This window comes from Nonomuraea corallina (assembly GCF_027620315.1).
GTDB lineage: Bacteria > Actinomycetota > Actinomycetes > Streptosporangiales > Streptosporangiaceae > Nonomuraea > Nonomuraea corallina.
In genome coordinates this window covers 1-13,706 of the sequence record NZ_JAPNNL010000058.1, presented here as the reverse complement: position 1 = coordinate 13,706, position 13,706 = coordinate 1, and the positions used below count along the sequence as shown (strand labels likewise).

Here is a 13,706-nt window from a genome sequence, read left to right as displayed (position 1 = left end):
ATGACCGGATTCCTGCAACAGGTCGTCCAGGGGCTGAGCACCGGCGCCATCTACGCCAGCCTGGCCCTCGCGCTGGTGCTGATCTACCAGTTCACCGGGATCGTCAACTTCGCCCAGGGCGAGCTGGCCATGTTCTCCACCTACGTCGCCTGGCAGTTCACCGCCGCCGGCCTGCCGTTCTGGCTGGCGCTGGTGCTCACGCTGGCCGTGTCGTTCGCGGGCGGGATGCTCATCGAACGGGTGATCATCCGGCCGGTCGAGGGCGCGCCCGAGCTGACCCTGGTGATCGTCACCGTGGGGCTGTTCATCTTCGTCAACGCCGCGGCCGGGTGGATCTGGTCGTTCCTCATCAAGGACTTCCCCAACCCGTTCCCCGGCGGCGCGTTCGAGGTGGGCGGGCTGAGCGTGGGCTTCCAGACGCTCGGCGTGCTCGCCGTCGTCGGGGCCGTCATGGGCCTGCTCTACCTGCTGTTCCAGCACACCAAGATCGGCCTCGGGATGCGCGCGGTGGCCACCAACCCGGTCTCCGCCCGGCTGGTCGGCATCCGGGTCGGGCTGACGCTGGCGCTCGGCTGGGGGCTGGCCGCCACCGTCGGCGCGGTGTCCGGCGTGCTGGTCGCGCCGCTGCTGTTCCTGGAGCCCAACATGATGGGCGGCGTCCTGATCTACGCCTTCGCCGCCGCCACGCTGGGCGGCTTCGACAGCCCGGCGGGCGCCGTCGCCGGCGGGCTGATCGTGGGCGTGGCCGAGACCCTGGCCGGCGCCTACGTCGGGGTCATCGGCTCCGACCTCAAGGTCGGCGTGCCGCTGGTGATCATTCTGGGCGTGCTGCTGCTCCGGCCCCAGGGCCTGTTCGGGCGAGCGGTGGTGGAGCGGGCATGAGTGAGTCGACACAGGTCACCGGCAGGGCCGAAGCGCCTCCGCGGGGGCAGGCGCGGGCGCGCGGCCGGGCGCCGCGCCGGCAGTGGATCGTGGCCGGCGCGCTGCTGGCCGCCGCGGTCTACGCGCCGTTCCAACTCGTGCCGTTCCACGTCTTCCAGCTCACCATGGTGCTGGTCTACGCGGTCGCGCTGCTCGGGCTGAACCTGCTGGTCGGGCACGCGGGCCAGATCTCACTCGGGCACGGGGCGTTCTTCGCGGTCGGCGCGTACGGGGCCGCGATCATGATGTTCCACGGGGACGTGCCGTACCTGGTGACGCTGCCCGTGGCCGCCGCCGTGGCGTTCGCGCTGGGGCTGGTGCTGGGCGTGCCCGCGATGCGGCTGCGCGGCCTCTACCTGGCGCTCGTCACACTGGCCATCGCGATCTTCCTGGTGCCGCTGCTCAAGCGGTTCGAGGAGGTCACCGGCGGCTCCATGGGGCTGTCGCTGGCCAAGCCCGCGCCGCCCGCGTGGAGCGGCCTGGCCGAGGACCAGTGGCTGTACTTCCTCGCCCTGGCCGTCGCCGTCGCGGCGTTCCTGCTGGCCGCCGGGCTGATGCGGTCGCGGGTCGGGCGGGCGCTGCACGCCGTGCGGGACAACGAGATCGCGGCCGAGGTCATGGGGGTGCGGCTGTCGTTCTACAAGACGCTCGCCTTCGCCTGGAGCGCGATGTTCGCCGGGGCGGCGGGCTGCGTCTACACCTGGGTGATCGGCTTCGTCTCGCCGGACTCGTTCCCCGTCACGCTCTCGATCACGCTGCTGGCGGGCATCGTCGTCGGCGGGCTCGGCTCGCCGTCCGGCCCGGTGCTCGGCGCGCTGTTCGTGATGTTCGTGCCCGGCCTCGCCCAGGACGTCAACGACGCCGCACCCGGCGTGATCTTCGGTCTCCTGATCATCGCGGTGATGTACGTGGCCCCCACCGGCCTGGCCGGCCTGGCGGGGCGCGCGGCCAACTCTCTCAAGAAGACCCTCCGGAAGGGGTAACAGCAATGCGTTTGACTGCGATCGGCCGTACGGCGGTGACGGCCACCCTGGTGATCGCCGCGGCGGCCTGCGGAGGCCGGGGGGAGAGCGGCGGCGGGCAGGCGACGACCGGCGCCGCCCAGGGACAGTGCCAGGGACAGCAGACCACCGGCAGCACGGACACCACGCTCAAGCTCGGCGGCATCTACCCGCTGTCGGGGCCGGCGTCCGCGTACGGTGACATCCCCAAGGGCATCAAGGCGTACTTCGACTACGTGAACGCGGAGAAGGGCGGCGTCGCCGGGCGCAAGGTGGAGTTCGTCGTGCGCGACGACGGCTACCAGCCGCCGAAGGCCGTCGAGGAGGCGCGCAGGCTGGTCGAGCAGGAACAGGTGTTCGCGCTCTTCCAGACGCTCGGCACCCCGTCCACGACCGCCACCTGGGACTACGCCAACCAGCGCAAGGTGCCGCAGGTGTTCGTCGCGACCGGCGCCTCCCAGTGGGGCACCGACACCGAGCACCCGTGGACCATCGGCTGGCAGCCGAACTACGTCTCCGAGGCCCGCGTCTACGCCCAGTACCTCAAGATGGAGAAGCCCGACGCCAAGGTCGCCGTCCTCTACCAGAACGACGACTTCGGCGAGGACCTGTTCGGCGGCTTCAAGCGCGCCATCGAGGGCTCGAAGGTCACCGTCGTGGCGGAGCAGAGCTACGAGGTCACCGACCCGAGCGTGGAACCGCAGATGCGCAACCTCGCCGAGTCCGGCGCCGACGTGTTCCTGAACATCACCACCCCGAGGTTCGGCTCCCAGGCCCTGGCCGCCGACGCCAAGAACACCAAGTGGAACCCGCTGCACATCGTCAACAACGTCGCCGCCTCCGTCACCGTGCTCAAGCCCGTCGGCTTCGAGAACGTGCAGGGCGTCGTGTCCTCCTCGTACTACAAGGACCCGAACGACCCGAGGTGGGCCGACGACGCGGAGATGAAGCTCTACAAGGAGAAGATGGCCCAGTACGCGCCCGGCGCGGACCCGAACATCCCGTATCTCACCTTCGGCTGGGCCGTGGCCAGCAGCTTCCACAAGGCGATGGAGGCCGCGCCCTGCAAGACCCGCGAGGGCCTGATGGAGTCGGTGCGCAACCTGCGGAACGTCCAGGTGGACATGCTCCTGCCCGGCGTGACCCTGCAGACCTCGGCCGACGACGCCTTCCCGATCGAGTCGATGCAGCTCATGGAGTTCAAGGGTGAGCGCTGGGAGCTGTTCGGCGAGGTGATCGACACCCGCGAGGAGTTCGGTCCGCTGACCAACTGACGAGCCGGCTGACGAGCCGGCTGACGAGCCGGATGACGACCGGCGGGGGCCGTCCGGGCGGCGGCCCCCTCGGCGCCGCCGCTCAGGCGCCGGACCTGCCGGGCAGCGCCCGCCCGTCCGCGCCGAGGTGGTCGCGCCAGGACCGCGACGGCCGCCAGCCGAGCAGCCGCACCGCCTTGGCGGAGGAGACGCCGGACGCGTCGGGCCTGGACAGCGGCCTGATCGGGATCGCCTCGCCGTAGACCGTCGTGATCAGGTCGGCCAGCTCGCGGCCGGCCGCGTTGTCCGGCGAGGCGACGCAGAACACCTCGTGACCCGTCAGCCCGGACTCCACGGCCAGCACGATCGCGTCGGCCAGGTCGTCCACGTCGACGTAGCTCCACAGCCCCGGGTCCGGCCGGTAGGGGTCACGCAGCACCGGGCCCAGGTTGCGCTCGTACGTGCCCTCGTGCTGCACCCAGGTCGGCCGCAGCGAGACGCACCGGATGTCCGACCGGCGCACCGCCGCGTCCATGAGCTGCTCGCCGAAGTGCTTCGAGAGCGCGTACGGGTCCTGCGGCGCGATCGGATGGGCCTCGTCGACCGGCGCGTACGCCGGCAGGGACGGCCGGTCGGCGAAGAAGAACCCCGGCACGGTCGCGCTGGAGATGTTGACGAACCGCGGCACCCCGAGCGTCACCGCCGCCTCGATCAGGTTGAACGTGGCCATCAGGTTGTGCCGGAACACCACGTCCGCCGGGTCGTGGGCGGGGTCGGGGATGGCCGCCGCGTGCACCACCGCCTCGGCCCCGCGCGCCACCGCGAACGCCTGGCCCGCGTCGGTGAGATCGGCCCGCACGTAGCGGGGCTCCCCGGGGCCGGGCCGCTCCCAGACGGGGCGGGTGAGGTCGACGGCCGTCACCTCGTGGCCCGCCGCCAGCAGGGCGCGCACGGCCGCGCGGCCGACCTTGCCGTGGGCACCCGTCACGACGACCCGCATGGCACCTTCTCCTCGTGGTGGCTCACCCGTCGGTCCCGGGGTAGCCGAAGAATCGCGTGTGGACGACCCGGGCTTCGGGGCCCGCCTCCTCGGCCGGCTTGTCGTACTTGTTGAGGAGCGCGATGTACTCCTCGAAGAACTCGGCCAGCTCCTCCAGTGTCACCCGGATCGTGCCGCGTGAGTAGGGGAAGGCGTCGCCCCATCCGCCGGGCTGGACGGCGGCCTGGGCGCGGCGGAACTCGTGCATGCCGTCGGAGATGGCGCGGGCGTTCATCTCGTCGAGGATCGCCCGGGTCTCCTCGTCCTGCTCGCTGCGGAGCGGGAAGCGCAGGTCGGCGGGGACGAACCGCCACCAGCGCTCGCGGCCCCTGGCCTTGTCGGGCAGCTCCTCGACGAAGCCGTGCCTGGCCAGCTCGCGCAGGTGGTAGCTGGTGGCGCCGGTGTTGAGGTCGAGCGCGCGGGCCAGCTCGGCGGAGGTCGCGGGCCCGCGCGTGCTGAGCTGGTCGAGGATGCGCCGGCGCCGGGGGTGGGCGAGCGCGCGCAGCGCCTCAAGGTCGTCGAGCTTGCGCGTGCCGTGCTCTGCCATGTCGGCCAACGTAGCCGCGACGTGAGATCTGTGCAACTCCCTCCGCCTCCACCTGGGATTCGCAGATTGATTGTGCACAATCGAGCTTGCACAATCGACTGTGCACAATCCATTATGCATCCATGACCTCCTTCGCCCGCGGGCGGCTGCCCGCCGCCGTCGCGCTCGTCGCCGTCACGCTGCTCGCCGCCGCCGCCTGGCTCGCCGAGCTGCCCCCCGCCCCCGCCGGACGCGACGCGCCGCCCGGCTCCTTCAGCGCCGACCGCGCCTGGCCCACGCTCGAACGCATCGCCGACAGGCCCACGCCGATCGGCTCCGCCGCCGGCGACGCCGTCCGCGACCACCTGGTGGCCGAGCTGACCCGCCTCGGGTTACGGCCCGAGGTGCGGACGGGGGCCGGCACGTACGGGTTCGGCGGCGGCGACGTGGTGGCCGGGATCGCCGAGAACGTGATCGCCGTCATCCCCGGCCGGGACTCCACCGGCCGCGTCGTGCTGGCCGCCCACTACGACTCCACGCCCACCACCCCCGGCGCCGGCGACGACAAGGCGTCCGTGGCCGCCATCCTGGAGATCACCCGCGCCCTGCTCACCGGCCCCCCGCTCCGCAACGACCTGGTCATCCTGCTCAGCGACGGCGAGGAACCGGGGCTCATCGGCGCCGCGGCGTTCGCCCGCCACCCGCTGGCCAGGGACGGCGGCGTAATGATCAACATGGAGGGCGCGGGGAACGCCGCCCCGTCGTCCGTCTACAACGTGACCCCCGGCGGCGGCGCCCTCGTCGGGGCGTTCGCCCGCGCCATGCCGCACCCGGTGGGGGAGTCCGCGCTCGTGGACGCCTACCGGGAGACCGGCTTCCACTCCGACCTGACCGTGCTGGAGGAGAACGGCTGGATCGGGATCGACCTGGGGCTCTCCGGCGGGCGCGCGTACTACCACCACCCCAGGGACACCTCCGCCGCGCTCGACCGGAGCGCGCTGCAGATGCACGGGGACAACGCGCTCGCCATGGTCCGCGAGATCGGCGGCGCGGACCTGCGGGAGCTGCGCGAGCCGCGTGACGAGGTGTTCTTCGCGCTCCTCGGGACGGTGGTCCGGTACCCGGCGGGGCTCGCGACGCCCCTGGCGGCCCTGGCGGCCCTCGCCGTCCTGGCGGTGGCCGCGTACGCCAGACTGTCCCTCCGCCCTACACCACCACCGACCCCTCTTGGCCGCCGTGACGCCGCGGGTCTCCGGGACCGCTCGGGTGGTCAGAGCGAGTCGGGTGGGCCGGACACTTCGGGGGATGGGGTGCCTGTGACGGTGCCTCGGCTGATCGCGGGGGTGCTCGCCGTGCTGGGGGTGCTGGTCGTCATGGGAGGACTGGGCACGGGGCTGTGGCCGGCGCTCGTGGCGCTGGACCCGGGGTACGGTGACCTGCCCAGCGATGTCTACCGGCCGTGGCCGTACCGGCTGGCGCTGGCCGCGTCGGCCGTGGCCGTGACGTGGGCCGTACACGTCGCGCTGCGGCGGTGGCTGAACGCGGTGGTGCTGGCGGTGGGGGCGCTGTTCTGGCTGGCGGTGCTGGGTGTCGCGGGGGCGCTGCTGATGCCCGGGGCGTCGCACTACGGGTCGCTCACCGCGCTGGCCGGGGCCGCGGGACTGGCCGGCGCCCTGGCGTGGCGGCGGCGGCCGGTGCTCCGGGCGGCCGTCCTGGCGTGCGGCGCGGTGCCGGCGGTCCTGCTGTTCAGCGTGGGGGCGCGGGCCATGAGCAACGCGACCGGGCTGGCCCTGGCCACCCCCGCCGGTCTCCTCTACGCCTTCGCCGCCCTGGCGCTGCTCCCGCTCCTGGCCGCCATCACCCCGACGGCCGCCCATGCGCACGGCGGGACCCCGGGTGATGCGGCGGCCGACTCCGGGCGGGACGACGCCGCGGACGGCGCGGCCGGTCCCGCGCCCGACAGGGCCGCGGTCGGTGGGGGTGGTCCTGTGCGGGGCGGGGCGCCGGTTGGGGGCGCGAGGGGCTGGAGCCGCGCCGCTTGGGCGGGGCCCGCCGTGGCGGGGGTGCTGGCGTTGGTGCTGGCCGGCGTGGGGCTGGGGGCGAACCGGTTCGGGCCGGAGCAGCCTCGGCTGGCGCATCTGGCTTACGTGCTCGACGCGGACACCCGGCAGGGCACCTGGGTGAGCATGACCGAGCCGCCGCACCCGTGGGCGGCCGAACGGGCGCCGCACGTGCCCGTCTCGTGGGACCTGCCGCTCCCGTACCGGCAGACTCCCGCCCGTGTCGGGCCCGCGCCCGCCGTCGCGCTGCCCGCGCCCGAGCTGACCGTGCTGGAGGAGCGGCGGGACGGCGACCGGACCGTCCTGCGGGTACGGATGCGCTCCCAGCGAGCCGCCTACCAGCTGAACCTGCACGTCGGCGGCCTGGTCACCGGCGGGGAGTTCGCGGTGCCGGGTCAGGCGCCGGTGCCGCTGCCCCGGATCGAGAGGGAGGACGGGCCGTGGCCCTTCGAGGTGCAGTTCTTCGCCCCGCCGGAGCGAGGGGTGGAACTCACCCTCCGGGTCGAGGGCGCGGCGCGGCCCCGGATGGCGGTCGCCGACGTCACGCTCGGCCTCGACGGCGTCCCCACCCATCGATCTCGGCCCGCCGGGGTGGACCTGGCCCCGTCTGGCGACGGCCTGCCCACCGACTCGGTCACCGTGGTCCGGGTCCTCTGACCGCGGAACGGCCCGCACCGGTGGGCGCGGGCCGTTGCGCGGGCGGGCCGCGGTGGTGCGGCCCGTCGGATGGGTCAGCCGCGGGCGTCGGCGGACGAGACGGCGGCACGGGAGGCCGTCGCGTCCGGGCGGTCCGGGATGGAGCGCAGGTTGAACGCGAACCGGGCGGTGGAGTCGGCGATCGCGTCGGAGTTGAGGTCCAGCGCGAACGCGTTGATGTTGGCGAGGTTGTCGCAGGCCGCGTGGTAGCACGGGTCGTAGGCCTGGCCGGCCGTGCCGCCCCACAGGGCCGCCTCATCAGCCGTCTTGACGCCCTCGGCGCCGGTGAAGATGCCGCCCGACGGGATGCCGACGGCGATGAACGGCCCGTAGTCGGAGCGGCCGTCGAAGTCGGTGCCGCGGGTGGGCTGGCGGCGGTCCTCGAAGAAGTCCTCCAGCTGGGCCTCGATCTGGGCCGATCCGGGCGGGCCGGCGGCCGCGCCGGTGGCGTCGGAGTCGTCGCCGTCATAGAGGAACAGGCCGTAGTTGGGCGAGGCGACCATGTCGAAGTTCAGGTAGACCTTGATCCGGTCGCGCTCGGCCTGGCTGAGCTTCTCCACGTACTGGTCGGACCCGAGCAGGCCGATCTCCTCGGCGGCCCAGAAGGCGAAGCGGACCTTGTTCTTGACCGGGAAGTGCTGCATCTGCAGGGCGGTCTCCAGGATGGCGGAGCTGCCCGAGGCGTTGTCGTTGATGCCCGCGCCCTCGGGGACGCCGTCCAGGTGGGCGCCGACCATGACGACGTTGCGCGGGTCGCCCCAGCGGCTCTCGGCGATCACGTTGTCGTTGGTGCCGAGGGTGAGCGTCGCGTCGACGGCCAGCCGCACGGGCGTGGTCGTGGTGGACAACGCCTGGCCGACCGCGAAGTCGGCGTAGACCATCGGAATCCCGGCCTGCCACTCGCCGATGTCCAGCGGGTTGGCCTCGGTCCGGCCCGGCTGGCCCTCGTTGAAGACGACGATCGCGGACGCGCCGGCGAACCCGGCGTTGCGGACCTTGGTGGCGAACGGGCAGGTGCCGCGCTGGATGAGCGCGATGTTGCCCGGCGTGAAGCCGGCGAAGTCCGACATCTCGCAGCCGCTGGTCGAGGTCGGCGTGGGCGTCGGCGGCAGGGTCAGGTCGACGCCCTGCACCGGCGCGGTCACGTCGCCGGGAGGTGACGGCTGGAAGGTGAAGAAGTCCTCGTTGGGGGTGAAGCCACCGAGAACCGGCGGGCTGTTCTCGGTCCAGCTCTGGACGAAGTTGATCGGCTGCAGCGTGACCCGGTAGCCGGCCTTGCGGAGCTTGTTCGCGACGTAGTCACGGGAGGCGTTGTAGCCGGAGGTGCCGGCGGCCCGGTTACCCCCGTTGGCGTCGGCGATGGCCTGGAACGCCTTGAGGTGCTTCTGCACGTTGGCGCCCTTGACCTGCTTCACGAGCAGTTTGGCGAAGACGTCGTCCAGGCCCCCGGCCGCCTGGGCCGGGGTGGTGAGGGAGAGCGGGAGGGCGAGTGCCGTGACCAGTGTGAGGACACGGATGACGCCTTGACGAAAGGTCATGTCGCACTTCCATGTGACGGCTTGGGCGGTCGTGCGCCCGAGGGCGCGGGACCGTCCTGGAGAACGGCTGGAAAGGAGATCCGCACGGCACGTGAATGCCCCCGAAGCGTGCTGAACGGAACGTATGCCGGGAGCCTCCCCCTGAGAAGACCCAGTCAGCCCATGGCATGTGCCAGATTTGGGACAATCTCGCAGTTGACGACTCTGCCGGGCAGCGTCTATAGCGGTCCCTTCCGCCACGGCCCTCTGATGGCGTACGTGCGTCCCGGCGGTTCGGTCGAGCTGGTCGAGCCGAGCTGGTTGACGAAGAGCACCGAACCGTCAGGGCTGAAGCACGCCCCGGCGAACTCGCTGTCGTCGGCGATGTTGACGGCGAACTCGAACGGCCGCCCGCGGCGCGGGTCCAGCCCGATCAGCCGGTTGACGTTGGTCAGGCCGGGGGCCAGCGGGTGCGGGTCGGCGTCGGCGCCGGAGGCGTCGTCCTCGCACAGCACGATGCCGCCGCGCGGGGTGAAGGTCAGGTTGTCCGGCGAGTCCAGCTCCTTGCGGCCGGGTGACTCGTACACCAGGACCAGCGTCCCGCCGTCGCGGCGGCCGGGGAGGTACCGCCAGACCTGGCCGTACCCCTCCACGTAGCCGTCGGCGCCGGGGCCGTCGCCGTTCTTGGCGTCGCCGCCGCTGGTGGAGTTGAAGAACACCGAGCCGTCGCCCCACCAGCAGCCCTCCAGCCGGTTGAACTTGGCCCCGCCCTTGGCCAGGCCCTGCCGCGCGCAGGTGGGGGCGCCGCCCTCCAGGTCCGGGTCGGGGTCGTCGATCCGGACCCACTCCACCGGCAGCCGGGCGCCCATCCGCTGGCCCTCGCGGCAGTCGTAGCCGTCCGCGCCCCGGATCTTGAGCATCTCCAGCACGCCGCCGCGGCTCAGGTCGCGTGGGTCGCGGGGGCGGAACCGGTAGAACCCGTTGGGCCTGCCGGACTCGTCCTCGGTCTCGTACACGTAGCCGGTGCGCGGGTCGACGGCGACGGCCTCGTGCGAGAAGCGGCCCATCGCGGTCAGCGGCATGGACGCGGCCGGTCTGCCGGGGGAGGGGCCGCGCAGCGGCACCTCGAAGATGTAGCCGTGCTTGCGCCGCCACCCGTCGGCCGGCCCGTCGGTGGTCTCCTCGCAGGTCAGCCAGCCGCGGTCGCCCAGCATGCGGCCGCCGGCGCAGTTGACGATGGTGCCGTTGAGGCTGACGAAGTGGCTCACCACCTGGCCGTCGCGCAGGTCCACCTCCAGCGTGGTGGTGCCGCCGACGCCCAGTTCGTCGTACCGGGCCGAGCCGGGCACGTGCACGCGGCCCTGCGGGGTGCCGGGGCCGGTGCGCACCTCGTGGTTGCGGATCAGGCGGACGGTGTGCGGGCGGGTGCCGGGGAAGGCGGCCATCCCGTCGTGCGCGATGGGCGTGGGCACGCCGTCGGACATCGGGGTGCCGGTCCTGCCGAGCACCACGTAGGAGAAGCCGGCGGGCAGGGCGAGCAGTTCCTCGCCGGTGTTCCTGGTGCGGGTGCGGCGCAGCGGGCCGTAGCCCTCCGCGCCGGTGGCGGCCTCGCGGCCGGTCCGCGCCCAGGCGGCGTGCGTGGCCAGGGTCTCGACGGCGACACCGGTGGCCAGGGCGCCGCCGGTGGTGAGGAAGGAACGTCGATCGAGCGCGGTCATGGACGGCTCACCTCGCTGACAGCTCGCATTCACCAAGCGTAGACGGGCGGATCGAGGGCAAATAGGCCCAACCTGATCGGGCTCCACGACGTAGCGTGTGAGTCGTACCCGGCGCGAAGGGGCGGGCGTGCTGCAACGGGTCCTGTGGGTGGCGGTCGCCGTCACGGTGGTGGTGCTGGCCGTGGTGCCCGACAGCGTGGTCGGCACGTTCACCCGGGCGTTCGGCGCCGCCGAGGAGGAGTGCGCGCCGCGCGACACCCGGGTCATGGCCCGCTACCCGATCACCGGCTACTGGATGATCCCGCGCTCCGACGCCTGCGTGACCCGGCGGATGGTCGAGGCCATCCACGGGGTGGGCGCCGACACGCTGATCACGTTCGGCGCGCGGCTGCTGCCCGCCTCCGTCGACGCGGCCGGCCGGGTGACCGGCGAGGCCGCCGGGGCCTTCGCCGGCTGCGTCGAGGACGGCAGGACCTGCTACCAGGCCGCCCGCGACACCGGCCGGGAGATCAGGCGGGTCTACACGTACACGGCGAGCGAGCACTTCGGGGCCGGGATGCTGCGCTGCCCCGGCCTGGACCGGCGGGTGGAGAACGGCGGGCGCGTCTACCACCGGCTGATGCTCGGCGACTCGTGCGACGCCTCCTCCTACGACCTGGTGCTGATCACCGCGGACGGCGACGGCGTGGGCCACCTGATGACCGAGGCCGCCGCGCAGGGCATGCGGGTCATCCCCGGCCTGCCGGTGCCGCCGAAGGACGAGGCCAAGCCGTGGCTGCCCGGCCTGGACCACCTGCCGGCGCTCAACGCCTTCACCGCGCGGGTGGTCGCCGACTACCGGCAGCGGTACGGGTCCTCGACCGCGCTCGGCGGCCTCTACCAGTCGTTCGAGCTGGCCATGCGCGACCGGGCCGACGACGACCCGATCATCGCCCTGTACGCGGCGCAGCACGAGGTGGTCGCCCGCGCCTGGCCCGGGATGACCATCATGGTGAGCCCGTTCTGGGACGCGCGCCGGGGGCGGGGCTTCCCGCCGGAGCGGGCGGAGCGGGGCTTCGACCAGATCGCGGCCACCCGCGCGGGGGCGCCGATGGTCATCGCCGTCCAGGACGGGCGCGGGGTGGGCAAGGTCCCGGTGTACGGGGCCGACGAGGTGGACGCGCCGGTGGACACGCGCCTCGAACCGGTCACCGGCAAGGTCACCAACCGGCAGGCCTACTACGGCTCCACCCGCGACTACATCGAGGCCGCGGCCCGGCGGGTGGTGCCCGGGGTGGAGCTGTGGGTGAACGTCGAGGTGTTCGAGCCCGCCCAGACGGCGGGCGAGTGCGGCCGGGCCGACCCGTTCCCGCTGCGCGGCCGCACCACCAAGGCCCGGGTGGACGAGCAGGTCGCGGCGGCGGGACCGCACAAGATCATCGCGTACGGCTGGGACCCGTTCCTGACCTGCCGTGACGCCCCGGCCGCGCCGTCACTGGCGGACGAGCTGGTGGCCGGGTGGCAGGAGCCGATCGTGGTGCGCGCGACCCCGGCCGTCCGCGACGGGGTGGCGGGCGTCACGGTCGAGGGCCACCACCTGCGGGGCGGCGCGGTCCGCTTCACCTACCACCGGGCCGGGGCGGGGCCGGTGACGGTGGAGGCGCCCCGGGCGCTGCCCGGCCCGCGCCGGGGCTCCCTGGAGTCGGTGTGGACGCCGTTCGCGCCGCAGGACCCGGACCCGGCGCGGCCCTGGGTGACGATCACCGTCGTCAGCGCGGCCGGCCACACCTCCACCTCGGGCTACGCCATGCGCGCCGCTCTGTAGAGCCGTCCGGCCGCGGGCGGGCGTCGGTCACCTGACGTGTCGCCTCCGTGACTTACTGTGCTTTCTGGGATTCGATCTGAGGGGGACCGATGTCACGCCGAAGCACCCTGCTCGCCCTGGTGACGGTGACCACCGCGCTGGTCGCGCCGCCCGCCGGTGCCGCCGCCGCGCCGCCGCCCGCGCCCGGGGCGGAGGTCTCCCCGGAGATGGACCCGCAGCGGGCGATCGACTACTGGACGGCCAGGAAGCAGTCCAGGGCCGACGCCACCGACCTGCCGGAGAACGTGATCACCCCCCGCTCGGCCGGGGCGTCGACGAGCGTGCCCAGCGGCCGGCGGCTGACGCCCGGCGCCGACGTCAACGGCTACAGCCCGATGCGCCGGCCCTACCGGCAGGCGCAGACCAGCCGGGCCACCGGCCGGCTGTTCTTCCTGGACGCCGGCGGGCACCGCAGGTCGTGCAGCGGCGCGGTGCTCCGCTCGGCGCGCGGGCTGCTCGTGGTGACGGCCGCGCACTGCGTGTACGGGGTCGCCGCGCGGGGCGCGCAGGCCAGGTGGTCGCAGCACCTGGCGTTCGTGCCCGCCTACGACGGCAGGGCCAAGACCCTGAACGAGCGGGCCCCGTACGGCGTGTGGGGGGCGCGGCGCGTCTGGAAGCCGCGGCCCTTCACCGGCGTGACCCCCTACGACTGGGACTCCGTCTACGACCTGGCGCTGGTCGAGGTCGGCAGGCGAGGCGGCGCGACGCTGCAGGGGCAGGTCGGCGGGCTGACCCCGGTGCGCAACGAGGGCGGCCGGCACACCGTCTCCAGCATCGGCTACCCCAGCGACGCCCCGTACGACGGCAGCCGCCAGCTCTGGTGCCTGGCCCGCACCCGGTCGTGGCCCGGCCACGCGCTGGGCGGGACGACCGGAGGACGGTTGCGGACCGACAACTGCCACCTCTACGGGGGCAACAGCGGCGGCCCGTGGCTCGACGGGGACGGGCTGCTGCTGGGGGTGCTGACCTCGGGGGCCGGCGACGAGGACGGCTTCGGCTACGCGGTGGCCAACCCGCTCGGCCGGGAGAGCTTCGGCGCTGTGGTCCGGCGGGCCGATCCGCATGGCGTGTACGACGCGCTGTCGGTCGAGGGCTCCGGCGCCGGCGGCCGGGCCACCGCCACCGTGACCAT

General features: G+C 73.5%; 10 protein-coding genes. 6 read left to right on the top strand and 4 right to left on the bottom strand.

All coding sequences use genetic code 11. From position 1 onward, the window contains the following. From OUY22_RS16650 to OUY22_RS16640, 3 genes are read left to right on the top strand one after another with little or no spacing between them, the layout of a single operon-like run. Positions 1 to 882: a branched-chain amino acid ABC transporter permease gene (locus OUY22_RS16650; protein WP_270155890.1), complete on the top strand. Its 882-nt coding sequence runs from the start codon at positions 1 to 3 to the stop codon at positions 880 to 882. After that, entirely contained in the window at positions 879 to 1,904 is a 1,026-nt protein-coding gene (locus tag OUY22_RS16645) for a branched-chain amino acid ABC transporter permease (RefSeq protein WP_270155889.1), read from the top strand. Before OUY22_RS16650 ends, OUY22_RS16645 begins: the two co-directional genes overlap by 4 nt. A gap of 5 nt (positions 1,905 to 1,909) precedes the next feature. Beyond that, positions 1,910 to 3,196 carry an ABC transporter substrate-binding protein gene (locus tag OUY22_RS16640; RefSeq protein WP_270155888.1) on the top strand — a complete coding sequence of 429 codons (1,287 nt, stop codon included), beginning with the start codon at positions 1,910 to 1,912 and terminating at the stop codon, positions 3,194 to 3,196. Between the two features lie 82 nt (positions 3,197 to 3,278). On the opposite strand, the gene OUY22_RS16635 is transcribed toward OUY22_RS16640, so the two are convergent. Both OUY22_RS16635 and OUY22_RS16630 read right to left on the bottom strand, forming a co-directional pair. Continuing rightward, positions 3,279 to 4,175 carry an NAD-dependent epimerase/dehydratase family protein gene (locus OUY22_RS16635; protein WP_270155887.1) on the bottom strand — a complete coding sequence of 299 codons (897 nt, stop codon included), beginning with the start codon at positions 4,173 to 4,175 and terminating at the stop codon, positions 3,279 to 3,281. A gap of 22 nt (positions 4,176 to 4,197) precedes the next feature. Beyond that, complete coding sequence (locus tag OUY22_RS16630; protein WP_270155886.1) at positions 4,198 to 4,761, bottom strand: ArsR/SmtB family transcription factor; 564 nt, start codon at positions 4,759 to 4,761, stop codon at positions 4,198 to 4,200. A 122-nt stretch (positions 4,762 to 4,883) separates the two neighbouring features. Between OUY22_RS16630 and OUY22_RS16625 the strand changes: the two genes are divergently transcribed. Continuing rightward, the gene (locus OUY22_RS16625; RefSeq protein WP_270155885.1) at positions 4,884 to 7,457 is read left to right on the top strand and encodes a M28 family peptidase; all 2,574 of its coding nucleotides are present in this window, start codon (positions 4,884 to 4,886) and stop codon (positions 7,455 to 7,457) included. A gap of 74 nt (positions 7,458 to 7,531) precedes the next feature. Here the strand turns inward: OUY22_RS16625 and OUY22_RS16620 are convergent, their stop codons facing one another. Together OUY22_RS16620 and OUY22_RS16615 are read right to left on the bottom strand one after the other, a co-directional pair. Beyond that, a complete protein-coding gene (locus tag OUY22_RS16620) occupies positions 7,532 to 9,034 on the bottom strand; it encodes a M28 family metallopeptidase (RefSeq protein WP_270155884.1) in 1,503 nt (500 codons plus the stop codon). 218 nt (positions 9,035 to 9,252) lie between these two features. Continuing rightward, positions 9,253 to 10,731 (bottom strand): alkaline phosphatase PhoX, encoded by a 1,479-nt coding sequence (locus OUY22_RS16615; RefSeq protein WP_270155883.1) that lies wholly within the window; start codon positions 10,729 to 10,731, stop codon positions 9,253 to 9,255. Positions 10,732 to 10,858: 127 nt separating this feature from the next. On the opposite strand from OUY22_RS16615, the gene OUY22_RS16610 reads away from it, so the two are divergent. Beyond that, the gene (locus OUY22_RS16610) at positions 10,859 to 12,535 is read left to right on the top strand and encodes a DUF4434 domain-containing protein (protein WP_270155882.1); all 1,677 of its coding nucleotides are present in this window, start codon (positions 10,859 to 10,861) and stop codon (positions 12,533 to 12,535) included. 89 nt (positions 12,536 to 12,624) lie between these two features. Next, the coding region (locus OUY22_RS16605; protein ID WP_270155881.1) for a trypsin-like serine peptidase at positions 12,625 to 13,706 on the top strand (1,082 nt) is incomplete at its 3' end.

Excerpts from the sequence above, each read along its gene's own strand:
- OUY22_RS16635 (WP_270155887.1), bottom strand. The coding sequence starts at position 4,175 with ATGCGGGTCGTCGTGACGGGTGCCCACGGCAAGGTCGGCCGCGCGGCC.
- OUY22_RS16620 (WP_270155884.1), bottom strand. The coding sequence starts at position 9,034 with ATGACCTTTCGTCAAGGCGTCATCCGTGTCCTCACACTGGTCACGGCA.
- OUY22_RS16645 (WP_270155889.1), top strand. The coding sequence starts at position 879 with ATGAGTGAGTCGACACAGGTCACCGGCAGGGCCGAAGCGCCTCCGCGG.
- OUY22_RS16640 (WP_270155888.1), top strand. The coding sequence starts at position 1,910 with ATGCGTTTGACTGCGATCGGCCGTACGGCGGTGACGGCCACCCTGGTG.
- OUY22_RS16615 (WP_270155883.1), bottom strand. The coding sequence starts at position 10,731 with ATGACCGCGCTCGATCGACGTTCCTTCCTCACCACCGGCGGCGCCCTG.
- OUY22_RS16625 (WP_270155885.1), top strand. The coding sequence starts at position 4,884 with ATGACCTCCTTCGCCCGCGGGCGGCTGCCCGCCGCCGTCGCGCTCGTC.
- OUY22_RS16630 (WP_270155886.1), bottom strand. The coding sequence starts at position 4,761 with ATGGCAGAGCACGGCACGCGCAAGCTCGACGACCTTGAGGCGCTGCGC.
- OUY22_RS16650 (WP_270155890.1), top strand. The coding sequence starts at position 1 with ATGACCGGATTCCTGCAACAGGTCGTCCAGGGGCTGAGCACCGGCGCC.